Origin of the sequence: Pectobacterium brasiliense (assembly GCF_016950255.1) — a bacterium.
Taxonomy (GTDB): Bacteria; Pseudomonadota; Gammaproteobacteria; order Enterobacterales; family Enterobacteriaceae; genus Pectobacterium; species Pectobacterium brasiliense.
The window spans coordinates 43297-63776 of the sequence record NZ_JACGFN010000004.1 but is presented as its reverse complement, the minus strand read 5'-3'; the positions used below and the strand labels follow the sequence as shown (position 1 = coordinate 63776).

Sequence of the window (20480 nt, the reverse complement as noted above, 5' to 3'; positions counted from 1 at the left end):
TGATCGAAATGAACATTTTAGTAATTGGTAATGGCGGACGCGAGCACGCTCTAGCCTGGAAAGCCTCGCAGTCACCGCTGGCGAAACGTGTTTATGTTGCTCCAGGAAACGCGGGCACCGCGCTTGAGCCAGCGCTGACCAACGTCGATATCGCTGCCACTGATATTCCAGCGTTAGTCGCTTTTGCCCAGGAAAACCACATCGATTTGACCATCGTTGGCCCGGAAACACCGCTAGTTATCGGTGTTGTGGATGCATTTCAGAGCGCGGGTCTGAAAATCTTTGGCCCAACGCAGGGCGCAGCACAGTTAGAAGGCTCTAAAGCCTTTACTAAAGATTTTCTGGCACGCCACAATATCCCGTCAGCGGAATACCAGAACTTCACCGAAGTTGAACCCGCGCTGGCCTATGTACGCAGCAAAGGCGCACCTATCGTCATCAAGGCCGACGGATTAGCCGCGGGTAAAGGCGTGATTGTCGCCATGACGTTGCAGGAAGCAGAGAACGCCATTCAGGATATGCTGGCAGGGAATGCATTCGGCGATGCCGGACACCGTATCGTGGTGGAAGAGTTCCTTGATGGCGAAGAAGCCAGCTTCATCGTTATGGTAGATGGCAAGAATGTCTTGCCGATGGCAACCAGTCAGGACCATAAGCGTGTTGGGGATAAAGATACGGGCCCGAATACCGGTGGTATGGGCGCTTATTCGCCAGCTCCAGTCGTGACCGATGAAATCCACCAGCGCGTGATGGATCAGGTGATTTGGCCGACCGTCAACGGCATGGCCGCAGAGGGAAATACCTACGTCGGTTTCCTGTATGCCGGTCTGATGATTTCTGCCGATGGTCAGCCAAAAGTGATCGAATTCAACTGCCGCTTTGGCGATCCAGAAACACAGCCAATTATGCTGCGTCTGCGCTCCGATCTGGTAGAGCTGTGTCTGGCAGCCTGTGACGGCACGCTGGATCAGAAAGATTCTGTCTGGGATGAACGTCCGTCTCTGGGCGTGGTATTGGCTGCAGGCGGCTATCCGGCTGACTACAATACAGGCGATGTAATTTCCGGTTTACCGCAGCAGGACGCCGAAGATGGCAAAGTTTTCCATGCTGGCACCAAGTTGAACGGCATTAATGTTGTCACCAACGGCGGCCGCGTACTGTGCGTCACTGCATTAGGCAATACCGTGGCTGAAGCGCAACAACGTGCTTATGAAATAGCAGCGGGTATTCAGTGGCAAGGGGTGTTCTGTCGAAAAGACATCGGCTACCGTGCTATTGAGCGCGAGCAAGCCTGATAAACGATGCGATAAAGATTGTCTGATAATACTGAAGCCCGGAGAAATCCGGGTTTTTTTATAGCCAATGGCTACTTAGGTTCCCACTGGCAGACATCATCCTCCACCACCAGCAATAACTGCGTCCCTTCTGGCGCTTCCAGCCACGCGACGTTTAGTGGGCGCGTTGCATGCGTTTTTTGCTGCGCGATCCATTCACGCGAGTCATTGTCAAAATCAGGGCGAACCACCGTACCGTCACAAGACTGCACCTGCCCTTCCAGCCATTTCCCTTGCTTTAGCCTCACCTTGCCTGCACGCAATACATCGCTCAATTCCAGCATGCGCTTCGCATCGAACTGGTAGAGCGCGATCTCATCATCAGAAACCGATTCACGTCTTTCGGCAAGCTGCCGCTGCATAAAGCTGACAGTTCCATCTTCTGCAAAGCGCAAACGCATATCTTCTTGTTGCGCCCCGAGCTGATTACGCTGTATCTCGCGTAGCTTATCCTGCTGGAACGTATAGCGCGTCACCACCAGAGCATTGCCTTGAAGCGGGTTGTATACGGTGGTCAGCGCCGTCGTATTCTGTGCATCATCCTTACGCCACAAACGCACAACGCCACGATCGGCAACGTAGCCGCTGGCGAAAACGTCCGGCGGTGCGGTGCGGCTACTACAAGCGACCACGGCTATAAGCACGAGGCCTGCGCCACACAAACGTCGTAAAAGCAAAAGGGGCGAAAACGCCCCTCTGCTTAAACTTTTAACCGGCATGGGCTTATTTAACAGCGTCTTTCAGAGCCTTGCCAGAAACAAATGCTGGCACGTTGGCAGCAGCGATTTTGATTTCTTTACCGGTTTGTGGGTTGCGGCCAGTGCGCTCATTACGATGGTTCACTTTAAACGTACCAAAACCAACTAATTGTACTGCATCACCTTCTTTCAGAGACTCGGTAATTGCCGCCAAAGTTGATTCCAGAGCTGCTTTAGCCTGTGCTTTTGACAGATCAGCTTTGTCCGCAATTACATCAATCAGTTGAGTCTTATTCATAAGTTATCCTTACAGTGTGTTTATCGCTTGCTAAGCATCGAGTGCGACGGATATGCCCTTTCCCGTTTCAGGGTGTAATAGCACTCTCCTGCATACACGCACCGACAGCCACTTTTTTTACGCCCCCCAAATGTAGACCAGACAGGGTGCGAATGTGAAGCCTTAAGACAGGCCATTTCAGGCCTTAAATCACGTTTTATCGCGTTATTGATGCAAATTTATCCCGATGTTACTACTTCCGGCCTCGCGCAGATCGGAACGGAGCCCTTTGATCAGCTCAATATCGCGTTCTTCGCAGGCCGCCAACAGGCGAAAAATCTCCCATTGGATGTCCCATTCTTCTTCAATTGCAGGCAAAACCTTGAGCTCATCGTCGGTCATTTCTTTGCCTGCCTGCGTCATTTCCAGCATGGCAACCGTGCGGATAGACGTTTCGCTAATCGCTATCGCATGTTCCAGCGTTTCACCGCTTAAGCGCGAATGAATCAGCTCGCCCAGTGCGATACAGGCATCAATAGCCGGGTAGACGCCGTAAAGATCGTAATCTTCCGCAGCGGGAACCGCTTCTTCCAACTTTTCCAACTGGCTATCGAAATTGACCTTCGCATCTTTAACAACCAATGTTTCCCATACCAGATCGAGAATACGACGGTAAACCATCGCGTCGCCGAATTCTGTTTGACGACAAAATTCGTGGTAATTTGGATACATACGTTCACAAAGACATGCCATGAAAGTGACATGTTGCCAGCTCGCCAGTTTTTCCAGACGTAAATGAATGGGGTTACGTAACATTTTTATGCTCATTAACGGCGACGGACGGCAGTGTACCTGAAATCACAGTGACGCCCTATGCCTGAATTCCTAAAGTTTTACGACAATACGTTAGCGGCTTGCTGCCGTTGCCAACGCACAAATGCGGGACGATTTGATGCGACAGCATCGGCCCAACGAGTCGGTTCCGGTAAACGGTAGCCGCGCATACAAGATTGTACCCAGTGCAATGCACTATCCTGACTGACTCGATGCCCCGTCGCCACAAACAGCGGATTACAGCGCGCTTTGCTACGCCATACCCAGCCAATCTGCTCACCCTTATCCAGTAACGGCTGCTGGCTGCCAACGCCCTCCGCCAATGGCTCAAATCGGCCACAAAGTCGACTTTTCGCCACGCCAATCGTCGGAACATCAACTAGCAGACCAAAATGGCTGGCAACGCCGAGACGACGCGGGTGGGAAATCCCATGCCCGTCGACAAACAGCAGATCCGGTTTCTGTTCAAGCAACGCCCACGCGGCGAGTAGCCCAGGGCATTCACGAAACGAAAGAAAACCGGGGATATAAGGCATTGTCGTGCTGATACGCGCAATCTTGTATTCTATCAGTTCCAACGAAGGATAGCGCATTACCGCAATCGCCGCGCGGGTTACTGAGCCTTCTTGCTCAAAGCCAACATCCGCACCCGCGATAAACGCGGGCTGCTCAAAAGGTACATCGTCGTGCCGAATCACATCAGAAGCGCGGGCCAACTGTTCAGCCCGCAGCCGTTGTGTATCAATCACATCACCTCCTGTGAATCATGCGTGATAAGGGCGAGACAAGCGATGGACGGCCTCAACAAACACGCCTGCATGCTCCGGCGGCACATCCTGATGAATGCCGTGACCCAGATTGAAAACATGGCCATTGCCTTGCCCAAATCCAGCCAGGATCGATGCCACTTCCTGCTCGATCCGTGCCGGATCGGCATACAGCATCGACGGATCCATATTTCCCTGTAGCGCGACTTTATCGCCTACGCGACGGCGTGCATCGGCAATATCGCTCGTCCAGTCCAGCCCCAACGCGTCGCAGCCTGTTTCTGCCATCGCTTCCAGCCACTGGCCTCCACCTTTGGTGAAGAGCGTCACCGGCACACGGCGGCCTTCATTCTCGCGCTGTAAACCATCAACAATCTTATGCATGTAATGCAGGGAGAATTCCTTGTAGTCACGCCCGCTCAGCGCGCCGCCCCAGGTATCGAATACCATCACCGCCTGCGCCCCCGCACGAATCTGCGCGTTGAGATAGAGAATGACGCTATTAGCCAGTTTATCCAGCAACAGGTGTAGCGTTTTAGGCTCGGCGAACATCATTTTCTTGATGACGGTAAACGCTTTGCTGCTACCGCCTTCAACCATATAGGTCGCCAGCGTCCACGGGCTGCCCGAGAAACCAATCAGCGGCACTTCCCCGGCGAGATTTTTACGAATCGTCCGCACCGCGTTCATCACATAACCGAGTTCCTGCTCTGGATCGGGAACCGGCAGGTTAACCACATCGGCATGAGACGTGATCGGAGACTGAAAGCGTGGGCCTTCCCCTGTTTCAAAATAGAGACCTAAGCCCATCGCATCAGGGATAGTCAGGATATCGGAGAACAGGATCGCCGCATCCAGCGCATAGCGCCGTAAAGGTTGTAACGTGACTTCACAAGCCAGCTCTGCGTTTTTACACAGCGACATAAAATCACCCGCCTGCGCGCGCGTTGCCTTATATTCCGGCAGATAACGCCCCGCCTGACGCATCATCCACACTGGAGTGACGTCAACGGGTTGGCGTAATAACGCCCGCAAATAGCGATCGTTTTTCAGATCAGTCATGTTCTTTTCCTTTCAACCTCACGGCGGTTCTACACCGGATAGATGTGATGAAACGGATGCGTTATAAGGCGAACGCTTTATGAAGCGAATACGCTATGACGCAGGTGCGCGGTGTACGCGAGCCATTCATGACGTCAATACTACCACGTCAGCCTTCGTTCTCGTGATAAGCGCGGCACAGGACCACCGTATCTTCGATAAGCCGACGCGCCACGGTACCCGGCGGAGGCAACTGCGGGAGTTGGTCATAGCGGAACCAACCCGCGTCACGCAGTTCTTTCGGGTCATGCTTGATTTCGCCGCCTGCATAGTCGGCCATAAACGCCATCATCAGTGAATGTGGGAATGGCCAAGGCTGTGAACTCACATAGCGCAGGTTTTTTATCTGAATCTGGCTCTCTTCCATCACCTCACGCACAACCGTCTGCTCCAGCGTTTCGCCCACTTCGACAAACCCAGCCAGCACGGTGTACATGTTTCCGCGATGCCGATTGTGTTGTGCCAGCAAAATTTCCTCGCCACGGCGAATCGCGACGATGATGCAAGGCGCGATCTGCGGATAATAGCGCTCTTTGCAGTGGTGACATAAGCACGCCAGCTCCGTTTTACTCCGCACCATTTCATGGCCGCAATAACCGCAAAAACGATGAGAGCGATAGAATTCAGCCAGCTGTACGCCTCGCCCCGCCAGTTGGAATAAGCCTACGTCCTGATCGAGCAACTGGCGAACCGATGCCATATCGGAATCCCGTCCCTGACAGACCAACCAGACAGGCAGTCCTTGCCATTCACCGATTTGGCGAGCCGTTTTCCCCTGCAACGACCACGCCGTAGCCGTTCCGCGCGGCAATTCTCCCTGAGGGAGCCAGATTTGTACCGCGTCGCTAACCACCCACCAGCCGGTTTCATCACCTTTTAGCGTCTGTTCCATATCTTTTTATTGCTCCACTGCCACTTCACTGGCATTTTACATTCAGAGTGATTACATAAGTTTTATAACTGGGATTTCAGTTATTTCTTACCGTTCACGGAGTCAACAATGCTAAACCAGCTACAAAGTCTAACTGAATACGTTGGTGGCAATAATGCGTTAATCGACCAATGGCTACAAGCGCGTAAGCAGCTTCTGGTGGCTTACTATCATCTGGTTGGCATCAAGCCGAATAAAGAAACGCTTTCTCTTCTGGATGAAGAGGCATTGGATAATTTTTGCCAAAATCTGGTGGACTATCTTTCTACCGGCCACTTTCATTTATACGAAAAAATGCTGCATGAAGCAGCGACGCACAGCGAACAAGTATTAGCGCTTTCCACCCAGCTCGACCTCGCCCTGCAAAATAACACGCAGCAAATTATGACGTTTTACGATAGCCATCTGGCGGCAGCCATCGACCATGATAACTGCCTCGAATTCCAGCAGGCACTTTCCCACGTCGGCGAAGCGCTGGAGGAACGTTTTACGTTAGAAGACAGAATGATTCAGCAGGTTTACGACAAATAGCCGTCATTTGACGTTATTTCAGGACATCATCACACAGTGTAAAAGCAAAAGCGGCACGCTTTGACATCCGCGTTTTGCCGACATACAGTGTAGGGGTTTTATTGGCCCGTTTAAGAGACGGGCATATCTTGTCGGAGTGCCTAGCGTGCTCGTGTTTTGTTTTACGAAATCAATCGTTATAACGAAACTTATGAGCGCACAGGCTGAGACCGTTAATTCGGGATCCGCGGAACCTGATCGGGTTAATACCTGCGAAGGGAACAAGAGTAATGCACCTCTATTGAGCCCAAGGCTGCGTATTCCCACATACCTGCTCTGACGCTCAATATCATTATTACTCCCTCCGGCTCCAGACAAGCAATCTTCCCTTTACGTCTTACAGGAACTTGCTATGTCTACAGAACCCTTGTCTATAAAAACAGTGTCGTCAAAATCGGGGCGCCGTGAACAGCGCGCCGCCGCCCAGCAGTTTATTGAAACCTTACAGGGAACCGCCTTTCCCAACTCCAAACGCATTTACCTTGCGGGTTCGCGTGACGACATCCACGTGCCAATGCGGGAGATTCAGCTTAGCCCGACGTTACTCGGCGGCAGTAAAAACAATCCTCAATACGAGCCCAATGAACCAATCCCGGTTTACGATACGTCAGGGCCTTATGGCGATCCTGCTGCGCAACCCGATGTCCGCGTTGGGCTAGAGAAACTGCGCGCCAGTTGGATTGCAGAACGTTACGACACCGAGTCGCTATCCGGCGTCAGCTCCGATTTCACCCAACAGCGGTTGGCGGATGCCGGTCTGGATCATTTGCGCTTCGAGCACTTGCCACGACCTTTACGTGCCAAAGCAGGCAAACGCGTTACCCAGCTCCACTATGCGCGACAGGGGATCATTACCCCCGAAATGGAATTTATCGCCATTCGCGAAAATATGGGACGCGAACGCATTCGCGGTGAGGTGCTGCGCCAGCAGCATCCGGGGCAAAGTTTCGGAGCTCTCCTGCCGGAGAACATCACGCCGGAATTTGTCCGTCAGGAAGTAGCCGCCGGTCGCGCTATTATCCCTTCCAACATCAACCATCCAGAATCAGAGCCGATGATCATCGGTCGCAATTTTCTGGTGAAGGTTAACGCCAATATCGGCAACTCCGCCGTGACCTCCTCCATCGAAGAAGAAGTGGAAAAGCTGGTCTGGTCTACCCGCTGGGGCGCGGATACGGTGATGGATCTCTCCACTGGTCGCTATATTCACGAAACCCGCGAGTGGATTCTGCGTAACAGCCCCGTGCCAATCGGGACGGTACCGATTTATCAGGCGCTGGAGAAAGTGAATGGCGTAGCGGAAAACCTGAACTGGGAAATGTTCCGCGATACGCTGCTGGAGCAGGCCGAGCAAGGGGTGGACTATTTTACGATCCACGCAGGTGTCCTGCTGCGCTACGTGCCGATGACGGCCAAACGCCTGACTGGCATCGTCTCACGCGGCGGTTCCATTATGGCGAAGTGGTGTCTGTCGCATCACAAAGAGAGTTTCCTGTTCGAACACTTCCGCGAAATCTGTGAAATTTGTGCCGCTTATGACGTCGCGCTGTCGCTGGGTGACGGCTTACGCCCCGGTTCCATCCAGGACGCCAACGACGAAGCCCAGTTTGCCGAGCTGCATACGCTGGGCGAGCTGACCAAAATCGCCTGGGAATACGACGTTCAGGTAATGATCGAAGGCCCCGGGCACGTTCCGATGCAGATGATCCGCCGCAACATGACCGAAGAGCTGGAGCACTGCCACGAAGCACCGTTCTATACGCTCGGCCCGCTAACTACCGATATCGCACCGGGCTACGATCATTTCACCTCCGGCATCGGTGCCGCCATGATCGGCTGGTTCGGCTGTGCGATGCTCTGCTACGTGACGCCGAAAGAGCATCTCGGCTTGCCGAACAAAGAAGACGTCAAACAGGGGCTGATTACCTACAAGATCGCCGCTCACGCAGCCGATCTGGCGAAAGGCCATCCCGGCGCGCAGATCCGTGATAACGCCATGTCAAAAGCGCGCTTCGAATTCCGCTGGGAAGACCAGTTCAATCTGGCGCTCGATCCCCAAACAGCCCGCGCCTACCACGATGAAACCTTGCCGCAGGAATCCGGTAAAGTCGCCCACTTCTGCTCTATGTGCGGTCCTAAATTCTGCTCGATGAAAATCTCACAGGAAGTGCGCGACTACGCCGCGAAACAGGAAGCGGAAGCCAAACCGATTGAAGTTGGTATGGCGCAGATGTCGCAAGAATTCCGTTCTCGCGGCAGCGAGCTTTATCACAGCGCCACCAGCCTGCAAACCGAGGAGAGCAAATGACGGATTCGACGCCCTTTGCCCCAACGCCGCAGCGGCTGGGGCTTTATCCCGTCGTCGATAGCGTGGAATGGATCGAACGATTACTCGGCGTCGGGGTGAAAACGATCCAACTGAGAATCAAAGATCGGTCAGATGAACAAGCCGAAGCCGAGGTGATCCAAGCGATCGCTTTGGGTCGCCGCTATCAGGCGCAGCTTTTCATCAATGACTACTGGAGATTGGCCGTCAAACATCAGGCATACGGCGTACATCTGGGTCAGGAAGATCTGGACACCGCCGATCTGGCCGCGATTAAACAAGCTGGCCTGCGCTTAGGCGTCTCCACGCACGACGATCGTGAGCTGGCGCGTGCGGTGGCAATCAGCCCGTCCTACATCGCGCTGGGGCATATTTTCCCAACCCAAACCAAAGACATGCCATCAGCGCCGCAGGGGGTCGTCGAACTGACGCGCCACATCACCGATCTACAAGGTCGATTTCCTACCGTTGCGATTGGCGGCATCAGCATCGACAGAGTACCTGCGGTGCTGAAAACGGGCGTAGGCAGTATTGCCGTCGTCAGCGCCATTACGCAGGCACCAGACTGGCGGCAGGCAACCGCGACGCTGCTCAGGATGATTGAAGGACGGGAGGCATGACATGGTAACGAATCCCCATACAACGTCTGCCGGACTGAGCGATAGCGAGTTCATGCGCTACAGCCGTCAGCTGATGCTGGAAGATATTGGCCCGGACGGTCAGGAGAAGCTCAAAGCCGCCCGCGTTCTGCTGGTGGGGCTGGGTGGACTGGGGGCTCCCGCCTCGCTCTATCTGGCAGCCGCAGGGATTGGCACGCTGCTGCTTGCCGACGATGACTCACTGCATATCAGCAACCTGCAACGCCAGATTCTGTATCGCACCAGCGATACCGACAAGCCCAAAGCCGTGCTGGCCCAGCGTCAGCTACAGGCGTTAAACCCGAACTCAGAAGCGATTGCGATTACCGAGAGGCTCAGCGGTGACGCGTTACACCGCGCCGTTAGCCGCGTCGATCTGGTGTTGGATTGCAGCGATAACATGACCACTCGCCATGCGGTTAACGCCGCCTGTTTTAGCACAGGCAAACCGCTCATCAGTGGGAGCGCCGTCGGCTTCAGTGGTCAGCTCGCCGTCTTCAGGCCGCCTTATCACGCTGGCTGCTACGCCTGCCTGTATCCCGATACGGCGGAGCCACAGCGCAACTGCCGTACCGCAGGCGTGCTGGGCCCGGTGGTCGGCGTGATTGGCACACTTCAGGCACTGGAAGCGATCAAGCTGCTAGCCGGTATGCCATCCGCGTTGGACGGCAAGCTGAGAATGTTCAATGGCAAACAGCAAAGTTGGAACACACTCCAGCTCACGCGCGCACCCCATTGCCCGGTATGCGGGGGAGCAGTATGAGAATCACGCTGAATGATGAGCCTTTTGAATTTCCAGAGGCCATCACGGTTGAGGCGCTGCTGAGCCAGATCAATCGGCTCCAGCCTGGCACAGCGTTAGCCATCAACCAGACCATTATCCCGCACGCCACCTGGTCGCAGCATCAGGTGCAGGACGGTGATGATATTTTGCTTTTTCAGGCCATCGCGGGAGGATGACATGCTGCACATTGCCGATACGACATTCACTTCACGGCTGCTGACTGGCACCGGGAAATTCTCTACGCCAGAACTGATGCTGGCAGCGCTTGAAGCTTCCGGCTCTCAGTTGGTGACCATGGCGATGAAACGCGTTGACCTGAACGGCGGCAACGATGCCATTCTTGCCCCGCTACGCCAGCTCGGCATTAAGCTGCTGCCGAATACGTCAGGTGCCAAAACCGCAGACGAAGCCATTTTTGCGGCCCGGCTGGCACGTGAAGCGCTGGGCACTCGCTGGCTGAAACTGGAAATTCATCCCGATGTGAAATACCTGCTGCCCGACCCTATCGAAACCCTGAAGGCCGCCGAACAGCTGGTAAAAGAGGGATTCACGGTACTGCCCTACTGCGGTGCCGACCCGGTACTATGCAAACGGCTGGAAGAAGTCGGCTGCGCGGCGGTGATGCCGCTGGGCGCACCGATTGGCTCCAATCAGGGACTGCAAACGCGTGACTTTCTCCGCATCATCATCGAACAGGCGCGCGTTCCAGTGATTGTCGATGCGGGTATTGGCGCCCCCAGCCATGCGGCTGATGCGCTGGAAATGGGAGCCGATGCCGTTCTGGTCAACACGGCCATCGCCGTTGCTCGCGATCCCGTAGCGATGGCACACGCATTTCGGCTGGCAGTCGATGCCGGAGGGCTTGCTTGTCAGGCCGGGCTGGGAAGTAAGCAGTTTGTCGCCAGCGCCACCAGCCCGCTCACCGGTTTTCTTCATCGGCAAACAGAAGGGACAAAGTAATGAACGTCGATTTCCAAACCGTCTGGGAACAGCTCGACTGGGATGACCTGACGCTGCGCATCAACGGAAAAACCGCACGTGATGTTGAACGAGCGCTTGCTGTCCCACACCTGACGCGTGACGATTTTATGGCGCTCATTTCACCTGCCGCCAGTGCCTATCTGGAACCGCTAGCTCAGCGGGCACAGCAGCTTACCCGACAGCGTTTCGGCAATACGGTAAGCTTCTATGTCCCGCTGTATCTGTCCAATCTGTGCTCCAACGACTGTACCTACTGCGGCTTTTCGATGAGTAACCACATCAAGCGAAAAACGCTGGATGAAGCGGAGATCCTGCGTGAATGCGCCGCTATCAAGGAACTGGGGTTTGAACACCTGTTGCTCGTGACCGGCGAGCACCAGCGTAAAGTAGGCATGGATTATTTTCGTCGCGTCTTTCCGCTGATCCGACCGCTCTTTAGTTCGCTGATGATTGAAGTTCAGCCCTTGTCGCAGGACGAGTACGCCGAATTAAAAGCACTGGGTCTGGATGGCGTGATGGTCTATCAGGAAACCTATCATCCGGCGACCTACCAGTTGCACCATCTAAAAGGACAAAAGCAGGATTTCCACTGGCGACTCGCCACACCGGATCGATTGGGTCGTGCGGGGATCGACAAGATCGGGCTGGGTGCCTTAATCGGCCTGTCCAATAGCTGGCGCACCGACTGCTACATGGTGGCGGAACACCTGCTGCACTTACAGCAGAGCTATTGGCAGAGCCGGTATTCTATCTCGTTCCCGCGCCTGCGCCCCTGTGCGGGCGGCATTGAACCGGCGTCGATTATGGATGAAGCGCAGCTCATGCAGGTGATTTGCGCATTCCGATTGCTGTCGCCGGATATTGAACTGTCGCTTTCCACGCGTGAGTCGCCTTTCTTCCGCGATCATGCCATTCCTATCGCGATTAACAACGTCAGCGCATTTTCTAAAACCCAGCCAGGTGGCTACGCCGACGACCATCCGGAACTGGAACAGTTTTCACCGCATGACTCGCGGCGCCCTGAAGACGTGGCGCAGGCCATCATACGCGCAGGTCTCCAACCCGTGTGGAAAGACTGGGACGGTTATTTGGGCAGATAGTTACTGAACAGATAAGACAGCGATACGCCTGATTTGGGACGCGACTCGCAAGCCGAAATGAGAATTACACGGAAGGCAACATTCTCAGGATAGCGCCGCGCAACATGACATTCGGCCTATCGTCACGGCATTCGCTGAGTAATACAGTAGCGTCGTTGGCAAGCCTGAGCATGATTACGGAGCTTGTTGGCCAGAGCCGTTTGCTACTTATCGGCTCTGCACATCAACCCGCCGATACGGGGCTTATCCTTACCCGTATCGGCCCTTCCTTTACAATAATCAGGTTACGTTCTGGTCAGGAAACGTGTGCATCATCTTCGCGATTTCACTCCCCACGATGCGCAGCCCTTCCCTCATCTCTTCCGTGAAGCGATTGGCATAATTGAGCCGAAGACAATTACGGTATTTTCCCGAGGCGGAGAAGAGCGAACCCGCAGCTATCTGTATGCCCGCTTTTCTGACCTCACGGCTGAGCTTGAGCGAATCAAAATATTCAGGCAGTTCAATCCACATCAGAAAGCCACCTTGCGGGCGACTCACACAAATATTGGACGGAAAATACTCACGAACCCAGCAGGTAAACGTATCCAGATTAGCCTTGTACTGAGCACGCATACGGCGTAGATGAGGCTGATAGTGTCCGTTACGAATAAATTCCGCCACGGCTAGCTGGGGCTGTACCACCGTCGATCCCGTACTGATGTATTTTGTATGGATCACGCGTTCCAGATAGCGCCCCGGGGCGATCCAGCCAACGCGCAAACCGGGTGCCAGATTCTTTGAAAACGAACTGCACAACAGTACACGCCCATCTTCATCAAATGATTTTATCGCGCGGGGACGCGGATATTCATAAGCCAGCTCGCCATAGGCATCATCTTCAATAATCGCGATATCAAAATGCTGCGCCAGCGTCACCAGCGATTTCTTGCGGGCGTCAGGCATGATGAAGCCAAGCGGGTTGTTACAGCTCGGCACCAGAAGCACGGCTTTGATCGGCCACTGATCCAACGCCAGTCTTAACGCTTCAAGGCTGATCCCCGTTACCGAATCGGTTGGGATCTCGATCGCTTTGATATCTAGTCCACGGAGGATCTGCATCGTACCCGGAAAAGCGGGTGATTCAACGGCCACGATGTCGCCGGGTTGGCAAACGGCGCGGACCGCAACAAATAAGGCTTCCTGACATCCGGTCGTGATCACAATATCATCTTGAGTCAGCTGGCAGCCGCAGTCGACCGTAAGACGGGCAATCTGTTCACGCAACGCAGGCACGCCATATACGCTGTCATACTGTAAGATCCGGGGATCCTGATACTGGCAGAGGCGAGCCATCTCTTTCCACAGTGGTTTGATGGTCGGCTGGCTCACATCCGGCATTCCGCTGCCAAATTTCAACACGTTGGTTTCCAGACGCACATTCACCAACTCCAGCACCGATTCCCACTGCGTGATCTCAACCGGGCGTTGAGCAGGACGCGTCAGCGCGGGTACGGGCGGCGTTGCCTTACGCGGCGTAACAAAATATCCCGAACGCGGCTGCGGCATAATCAACTGCCGGGTTTCCAGCAGATGATAGGCTTGCTGGACGGTACTGATGCTCACACCATGTTCTGCACTCAGCGCTCGCACAGAAGGCAGGCGCTCCCCACTTTGATACAACCCTTGTTCGATCCGCTGTTCTAACAGCCCAGCCAGGTGTTGATAACGCGTCATCAGTATCATTCCCTATCAAGATTCAAAGCAGTAACCAGTACAGATTCAAATAAAAATCACCATTCAGATGCAATATCACACAATCTGTATGCTAAAAAAATGAATTTTTTGCGCCTGTATTGAAAATGCCTTTCGCCCCATCATAGCGATCATTCACTGGCGAGGGGGAAAATATGGAATTTCATGAGAATCGATCACAAAAACCGTTCCGCGAGTCACCGTTCTGGCTAATGCTTATTTTGCCGTACCGCTTGTGGAAAGCCTGGCGGGCAAGAGCACAAACGCTGAAGATACTACGGAATATGAGCGATGACGGGCTTAAAGATATCGGGCTGAAGCGAAGCGATCTTGATCGGTTCAGATAACGCCACGGCAAAAACAGTAGACTAAGAAGCAGTAAAAAATATGCCGATACAGACTCTGCATCTGTATCGGCACGCGAGATGGGTGAAGTAAAGAGGTTAGTGAGATAAGGCGTCCGCTGATGTTGCCTTCATCCGCATCCCGACAATCGCCGAGAGTAAGCAGCCAATGGCAAGGTAAGCTGCCACCGCATGCCATGAACCATCCATAAACTGCACCAGCAGAACGGCGATAAACGGTGTAAAACCGCCGCCAACCACGCTGGCGACCTGATAACCCACACCCGCCCCGCTATAGCGGTACGCCGTGCCAAATAGTTCGGTAAACATCGGCTGCTGTACGCTAACAATCATATCGTGAGCAATATTCGCCAGCATGATGGCAAAGAACAGAATCAGCAGTGTGTTATGGCTTTCCAGCGCCATAAAGAATGGCACCGCACTCGCAGCCCCAATCAGTGCACCAGTAACGTAGATCCGACGGCGGCCAAAGCTATCTGCCAGATAGGCAAAGAAAGGAATAGATACGCAGCTGATCGCCCCCACCAGCAGCCCGATATTCAGGAAGATATCCCGCGATAGCCCAAGATGAGTCGTGGAATAATTGAGGGCAAACGCGGTAACGATATACATCGTCAGCAGTTCACCAAGCCGTAGCGCAATAATCAGCAGAAATGCCTTCGGGTGCTGGCGCAGTGCTTCCATGATAGGGAAAGAACGCAGCTTATTGGCTCTTTCTCCCAGCGTTTTATTCGCCTCAAATTCCTGAGACTCATCCATCCCGTTACGCACCCACCAGGCGATAGCCACCAGAATCAGGCTGAATAAGAACGGCAGACGCCAGCCCCAGGTGGTAAATTCTTCATTGGTCGTCAAATTGCTCACCACCGATACCGACCCAGTAGCTAGCAACAATCCGACCCCAAAGCCAACCTGTACGCCGCTACTATAAAAGGCTTTCTTCTTCTTCGGTGCATTCTCTACCGCCAACAGCGCCGCCCCACCCCATTCACCACCAACCGCAAAGCCCTGAATTGCACGCAGCGTAACCAGCAGCACCGGTGCCCACCAGCCGATGGAATCAAACGACGGCAACAGGCCAATCAGCGCAGTAGAAATGCCCATCATCCAGACCGTGATCATCAACATTCGTTTACGACCCAGCTTATCGCCGAAGTGGCCGAACACCATCCCACCTAGCGGTCGGAACAGGAAACCCACGCCAAACGTACCAAATGCCGCCAGCGTCCCCATTGTCGGGCTGACCTGTGGGAAAAATTCGGTATTAAATACAAGGGCGGCAACAATTCCGTACAGTAGAAAATCGTACCAGTCGACAACGGCCCCCACAAAACTGCCCCATGCTGCGCGTTTTGCTCGATGTTGAGAATGGCTTACTGACTGTGTTTGTAAGGTTTTATCAGAAGAAAGTGAGTCATCTTGCTGAGGTAATGAGCCGCCAGGCTGTGAGAGTGTTGGCGTAGTTGAGGTGTCCATGTCGGTTCCGTTCTATTTACTTTACACTACTGTACAACAAAAAATTTCAGGATGATATAAAACGCCGGGAGCGTTTTTTAACAACGCACCGCGTTGGCCCGTAGGGTAGAAGGCAGGACGCCTTCCATCAATTTTTAACGTCGCTTGCGACGGCCTTTAGGTAGCGCACAGGGATGTGCGCAATAAAAAACCCCAGCCATGATAGCTGGGGTTTTGTTATTTACCGCATGATAATGCAGTGTAAAGAGACTTACTCGTCGTCGCTGCTACCAAAGCCTGCGTTCAGCAGTTCAGCCAGGTTAGCAGAAGCTTCATCGGCACTCACCTGAGGCACGATAGGCGCTTCACCCGCCTGACGGCGGCGCATACGATCCTGGTGGTACGCATAACCTGTACCCGCTGGGATCAGACGACCTACGATAACGTTCTCTTTCAGGCCACGCAGTTCATCACGTTTACCCGCAACAGCGGCTTCGGTCAGTACGCGAGTGGTTTCCTGGAACGATGCCGCAGAAATGAAGGACTCGGTCGCCAGAGATGCTTTGGTGATACCCAGCAGATCGCGGCTGTACGTTGCCGTGATCTTGCCATCCGCTTCCAACTGACGGTTGGCAATCTTGATGCGAGACATTTCTGCCTGTTCGCCTTCCAGGAACTCCGTACCACCCGCGCTAACGATGGTGCCTTTACGCAACATCTGACGAACGATAACTTCGATGTGTTTATCGTTAATCTTAACGCCTTGCAGACGGTAAACTTCCTGAACTTCGTTGGTGATATAACGCGTTACTGCATGTACGCCACGCAGACGCAGGATATCGTGCGGAGATTCTGGGCCGTCGGAAACAACGTCACCACGTTCCACCACTTCACCTTCGAACACGTTGAGCTGACGCCACTTCGGAATCATCTCTTCGTAAGCATCGCTGCCATCTAACGGAGAAATTACCAGACGGCGCTTACCTTTGGTTTCTTTACCGAAGGAAATGATACCGCTGATTTCCGCCAGAATAGCTGGTTCTTTCGGACGGCGCGCTTCGAACAGGTCGGCTACACGTGGCAGACCACCGGTAATATCCTTGGTACCGCTGGATTCCTGAGGAAGACGCGCCAATGTATCACCGGCACCAATCTGCACTCCATCTTCCAACTGAACAATTGTTTTACCCGGCAGGAAGTATTGAGCAGGCATATCGGTACCTGGGATCAATACATCTTCACCTTTGCCATCGACGATTTTCAGTGCCGGACGCAGATCTTTACCGCTACCGGTACGCTCTGCGCTATCCAGAACCACGATGGAAGACAAACCGGTCAGTTCGTCGGTCTGGCGTGTAATGGTCTGACCGTCAATCATATCAGCAAAACGGATGAAACCGTTCACTTCGGTCACCACTGGCATGGTGTGCGGGTCCCAGTTTGCTACGGTTTCGCCACCAGTAACCTCTGAGCCATCACCTTTCGCCATCACCGCACCATAAGGCACTTTATAGCTTTCTTTCGTACGTCCGAATTCGTCGATCAGTTTCAGTTCGGTATTACGTGAAGTAATAACCAGTTTACCGTTGCTGTTCACGACGAACTTAGCATTGCTCAGTTTCAGGCTACCTTTGTTTTTCACCTGAATGCTGGACTCAGCCGCCGCACGCGATGCCGCACCACCGATGTGGAACGTACGCATGGTTAACTGTGTACCTGGTTCACCGATGGACTGTGCCGCGATAACCCCGATGGCCTCACCTTTGTTGATGATGTGACCACGAGCCAGGTCGCGACCGTAGCAGTTGGCGCACACGCCAAAGTCGGTTTCGCAGCTTACGACTGAACGTACTTTAACGGCGTCAACGGAGTTCTCTTCCAACATGTCACACCACTGCTCATTCAGCAGCGTGTTACGTGGAACCAGAATGTCCGCCGTGCCCGGTTTGATCACATCTTCAGCCGTTACACGACCCAGTACGCGCTCACGCAGTGGCTCTTTAACATCACCACCCTCGATAACCGGCGTCATCATGATACCTTCGTGGGTACCACAATCGTCTTCGGTCACAACCAGATCCTGCGCAACATCAACCAGACGACGAGTCAGATAACCGGAGTTCGCTGTTTTCAGTGCGGTATCCGCCAGACCTTTACGCGCACCGTGCGTCGAGATGAAGTACTGGAGTACGTTCAGACCTTCACGGAAGTTTGCGGTAATCGGCGTCTCGATGATCGAACCATCTGGTTTCGCCATCAGACCACGCATCCCCGCCAGCTGACGAATCTGTGCAGCAGAACCACGCGCACCGGAGTCGGCCATCATAAAGATGCTGTTGAAAGAGACCTGCTGCTCAACCACGCCATCACGGTTAACCACATCCTCAACGGACAGGTTCTCCATCATCGCTTTCGCAACACGTTCGTTCGCCGCGGCCCAGATATCGATCACTTTGTTATAGCGTTCGCCCGCCGTAACCAGACCAGACTGGAACTGCTCCTGAATCTCGGCAACTTCGGTTTCTGCTTCTTCGATAATCTCGGCTTTTTTCTCCGGGATAACCATGTCATCGATACCTACGGAAGCACCAGAGCGCGCCGCGTAAGCAAAACCGGTGTACATAGTCTGGTCAGCGAAGATAACTGTCGGTTTCAGACCCAAAATGCGGTAACAGGTGTTCAGCATTTTGGAGATCGCTTTTTTGCCCAGAGGCTGGTTAACGATCGAGTATGGCAGGCCTTTCGGTACGATCATCCACAGGATGGCGCGACCGATCGTCGTATCAATAATCGACGTCTGATGCGTAACATCGCCGTCGATGCTCTTGATCTCTTCCGTGATACGCACTTTAACGCGCGCATGCAGAGAGGCCAGACCAGCGCGGTAAACGCGTTCAGCTTCTTTCGGACCCGTGAGCACCATGCCTTCGCCTTTGGCGTTAACACAGTCACGCGTCATGTAGTACAGACCCAATACCACGTCCTGAGAAGGAACGATGATTGGCTCACCATTCGCAGGGGACAAGATGTTGTTAGTCGACATCATCAACGCACGCGCTTCCAACTGGGCTTCCAGCGTCAACGGTACGTGTACAGCCATTTGGTCACCGTCGAAGTCGGCGTTATAGGCCGCACAAACCAGCGGGTGCAGCTGGATGGCTTTACCTTCGATCAGTACAGGTTCAAATGCCTGGATACCCAAACGGTGCAGTGTTGGTGCACGGTTCAACAATACCGGGTGTTCGCGGATGACTTCGTCCAGGATATCCCATACGACGGCTTCTTCACGCTCAACCATTTTCTTGGCAGCTTTAATGGTGGTAGCAAGACCACGCAGTTCCAGCTTGCCGTAGATGAACGGTTTGAACAGTTCCAGTGCCATTTTCTTCGGCAGACCACACTGGTGCAGACGCAGGTATGGACCAACGGTGATTACGGAACGACCGGAGTAGTCAACACGCTTACCGAGCAGGTTCTGACGGAAACGACCCTGTTTACCTTTGATCATATCGGCCAAAGATTTCAGAGGACGTTTGTTAGAACCGGTGATCGCACGACCGCGACGGCCGTTATCCAGCAGGGCATCAACCGCTTCCTGCAACATACGTTTTTCGTTACGTACGATGATGTCCGGCGCAGCCAGATCAAGCAGACGTTTCAAACGGTTGTTACGGTTGATCACACGGCGATACAGATCGTTCAGGTCGGAAGTCGCGAAACGGCCACCATCCAACGGAACCAGCGGACGCAGATCTGGCGGCAGTACCGGAAGAACGGTCAGAATCATCCACTCTGGCTTGTTACCAGACTGTACGAACGCTTCCAGCAGCTTAATGCGCTTGGTCAGCTTTTTACGTTTGGTTTCGGAGTTGGTTTCGGTCAGCTCTTCACGCAGCTGCTCGCATTCCTGCTCCAGATCCATGTTCTTCAACAGAGCCTGGATCGCTTCGGCACCCATTTTCGCGTCGAACTCATCACCAAACTCTTCCAGCGCATCCAGATACTGCTCTTCAGTCAGGATCTGACGACGCTCGAGGTTGGTCATGCCGCCTTCAACCACGACATAAGATTCAAAATAAAGCACGCGTTCGATATCACGCAGCGGCATATCCAGCAGCAAACCGATACGGGAAGGCAGTGACTTCAGGAACCAGATGTGCGCAGTCGGAGAAGCCAGCTCGATGTGGCCCATACGCTCACGGCGCACTTTAGTCTGGGTCACTTCAACGCCGCACTTCTCACAAATAACACCACGGTGTTTCAGGCGCTTATACTTACCGCACAAGCACTCATAATCTTTTACTGGCCCAAAGATACGGGCGCAGAAAAGGCCGTCACGCTCAGGTTTGAACGTACGGTAGTTGATGGTTTCTGGCTTTTTAACTTCACCAAAAGACCACGAACGGATCATGTCTGGCGAGGCCAGAGCAATTTTGATCGCATCAAACTCTTCGGTTTTAGTTTGCGCTTTCAGAAACTTTAATAAGTCTTTCACGGATTGGCTCCTGTCGGAGTTAGACCTGATAGACACCTGAACCATGCTGTTAAAAACACAGTTCAGATGTCCCTATGACGAATGCCAGCA

At 53.6% G+C, this 20480-nt stretch carries 18 protein-coding genes and 1 riboswitch; of the genes, 9 read left to right on the top strand and 9 right to left on the bottom strand.

What is annotated here, in order from left to right:
- The first annotated feature begins 8 nt into the window (after positions 1 to 8).
- On the top strand, positions 9 to 1295 hold the full coding sequence (purD, locus tag H4F65_RS21605) for a phosphoribosylamine--glycine ligase (protein WP_010285524.1): 1287 nt from the start codon (positions 9 to 11) through the stop codon (positions 1293 to 1295).
- Positions 1296 to 1366: 71 nt separating this feature from the next.
- Here purD and H4F65_RS21600 read toward each other — a convergent pair whose 3' ends face one another.
- The 6 genes from H4F65_RS21600 to nudC all read right to left on the bottom strand — a co-directional run bounded on the left by H4F65_RS21600 (position 1367) and on the right by nudC (position 5903).
- Entirely contained in the window at positions 1367 to 2053 is a 687-nt protein-coding gene (locus H4F65_RS21600; protein ID WP_072014237.1) for a DUF1481 domain-containing protein, read from the bottom strand.
- A gap of 4 nt (positions 2054 to 2057) precedes the next feature.
- Complete coding sequence (hupA, locus tag H4F65_RS21595) at positions 2058 to 2330, bottom strand: nucleoid-associated protein HU-alpha (RefSeq protein WP_005970302.1); 273 nt, start codon at positions 2328 to 2330, stop codon at positions 2058 to 2060.
- Between the two features lie 204 nt (positions 2331 to 2534).
- The gene (locus H4F65_RS21590) at positions 2535 to 3125 is read right to left on the bottom strand and encodes a YjaG family protein (RefSeq protein WP_010285522.1); all 591 of its coding nucleotides are present in this window, start codon (positions 3123 to 3125) and stop codon (positions 2535 to 2537) included.
- Between the two features lie 77 nt (positions 3126 to 3202).
- A complete protein-coding gene (gene nfi, locus H4F65_RS21585) occupies positions 3203 to 3892 on the bottom strand; it encodes a deoxyribonuclease V (protein ID WP_010285521.1) in 690 nt (229 codons plus the stop codon).
- Between the two features lie 15 nt (positions 3893 to 3907).
- Complete coding sequence (gene hemE / locus H4F65_RS21580) at positions 3908 to 4972, bottom strand: uroporphyrinogen decarboxylase (RefSeq protein ID WP_010285520.1); 1065 nt, start codon at positions 4970 to 4972, stop codon at positions 3908 to 3910.
- Between the two features lie 148 nt (positions 4973 to 5120).
- Positions 5121 to 5903: an NAD(+) diphosphatase gene (gene nudC / locus H4F65_RS21575; RefSeq protein ID WP_010285519.1), complete on the bottom strand. Its 783-nt coding sequence runs from the start codon at positions 5901 to 5903 to the stop codon at positions 5121 to 5123.
- A gap of 108 nt (positions 5904 to 6011) precedes the next feature.
- Here nudC and H4F65_RS21570 point away from each other — a divergent pair, with 108 nt between their 5' ends.
- The 7 genes from H4F65_RS21570 to thiH all read left to right on the top strand — a co-directional run bounded on the left by H4F65_RS21570 (position 6012) and on the right by thiH (position 12341).
- Complete coding sequence (locus H4F65_RS21570) at positions 6012 to 6473, top strand: Rsd/AlgQ family anti-sigma factor (RefSeq protein ID WP_010285518.1); 462 nt, start codon at positions 6012 to 6014, stop codon at positions 6471 to 6473.
- A gap of 122 nt (positions 6474 to 6595) precedes the next feature.
- A riboswitch (TPP riboswitch) is annotated at positions 6596 to 6750 on the top strand.
- 114 nt (positions 6751 to 6864) lie between these two features.
- The gene (thiC, locus tag H4F65_RS21565) at positions 6865 to 8820 is read left to right on the top strand and encodes a phosphomethylpyrimidine synthase ThiC (RefSeq protein WP_010285517.1); all 1956 of its coding nucleotides are present in this window, start codon (positions 6865 to 6867) and stop codon (positions 8818 to 8820) included.
- Positions 8817 to 9458, top strand: coding sequence for a thiamine phosphate synthase (thiE, locus tag H4F65_RS21560; protein WP_010285516.1), 642 nt, complete (start codon positions 8817 to 8819; stop codon positions 9456 to 9458). Before thiC ends, thiE begins: the two co-directional genes overlap by 4 nt.
- Position 9459: 1 nt before the next feature.
- Positions 9460 to 10239: a HesA/MoeB/ThiF family protein gene (locus H4F65_RS21555; protein ID WP_010285515.1), complete on the top strand. Its 780-nt coding sequence runs from the start codon at positions 9460 to 9462 to the stop codon at positions 10237 to 10239.
- Positions 10236 to 10436, top strand: coding sequence for a sulfur carrier protein ThiS (gene thiS / locus H4F65_RS21550; RefSeq protein WP_010285513.1), 201 nt, complete (start codon positions 10236 to 10238; stop codon positions 10434 to 10436). The genes H4F65_RS21555 and thiS overlap by 4 nt, the downstream gene beginning before the upstream one ends.
- A 1-nt stretch (position 10437) precedes the next feature.
- Positions 10438 to 11220, top strand: coding sequence for a thiazole synthase (locus H4F65_RS21545; protein ID WP_010285508.1), 783 nt, complete (start codon positions 10438 to 10440; stop codon positions 11218 to 11220).
- A complete protein-coding gene (gene thiH / locus H4F65_RS21540) occupies positions 11220 to 12341 on the top strand; it encodes a 2-iminoacetate synthase ThiH (protein ID WP_010285505.1) in 1122 nt (373 codons plus the stop codon). The genes H4F65_RS21545 and thiH overlap by 1 nt, the downstream gene beginning before the upstream one ends.
- A gap of 279 nt (positions 12342 to 12620) precedes the next feature.
- On the opposite strand, the gene H4F65_RS21535 is transcribed toward thiH, so the two are convergent.
- Complete coding sequence (locus H4F65_RS21535) at positions 12621 to 14057, bottom strand: aminotransferase-like domain-containing protein (RefSeq protein ID WP_010285502.1); 1437 nt, start codon at positions 14055 to 14057, stop codon at positions 12621 to 12623.
- Between the two features lie 173 nt (positions 14058 to 14230).
- Here H4F65_RS21535 and H4F65_RS21530 point away from each other — a divergent pair, with 173 nt between their 5' ends.
- On the top strand, positions 14231 to 14422 hold the full coding sequence (locus H4F65_RS21530) for a DUF1127 domain-containing protein (protein ID WP_010285501.1): 192 nt from the start codon (positions 14231 to 14233) through the stop codon (positions 14420 to 14422).
- Positions 14423 to 14518: 96 nt separating this feature from the next.
- Here H4F65_RS21530 and shiA read toward each other — a convergent pair whose 3' ends face one another.
- Together shiA and rpoC are read right to left on the bottom strand one after the other, a co-directional pair.
- On the bottom strand, positions 14519 to 15916 hold the full coding sequence (gene shiA / locus H4F65_RS21525) for a shikimate transporter (RefSeq protein ID WP_039320743.1): 1398 nt from the start codon (positions 15914 to 15916) through the stop codon (positions 14519 to 14521).
- Between the two features lie 250 nt (positions 15917 to 16166).
- Positions 16167 to 20390 carry a DNA-directed RNA polymerase subunit beta' gene (gene rpoC, locus H4F65_RS21520; RefSeq protein ID WP_010285499.1) on the bottom strand — a complete coding sequence of 1408 codons (4224 nt, stop codon included), beginning with the start codon at positions 20388 to 20390 and terminating at the stop codon, positions 16167 to 16169.
- Positions 20391 to 20480: the final 90 nt, after the last annotated feature.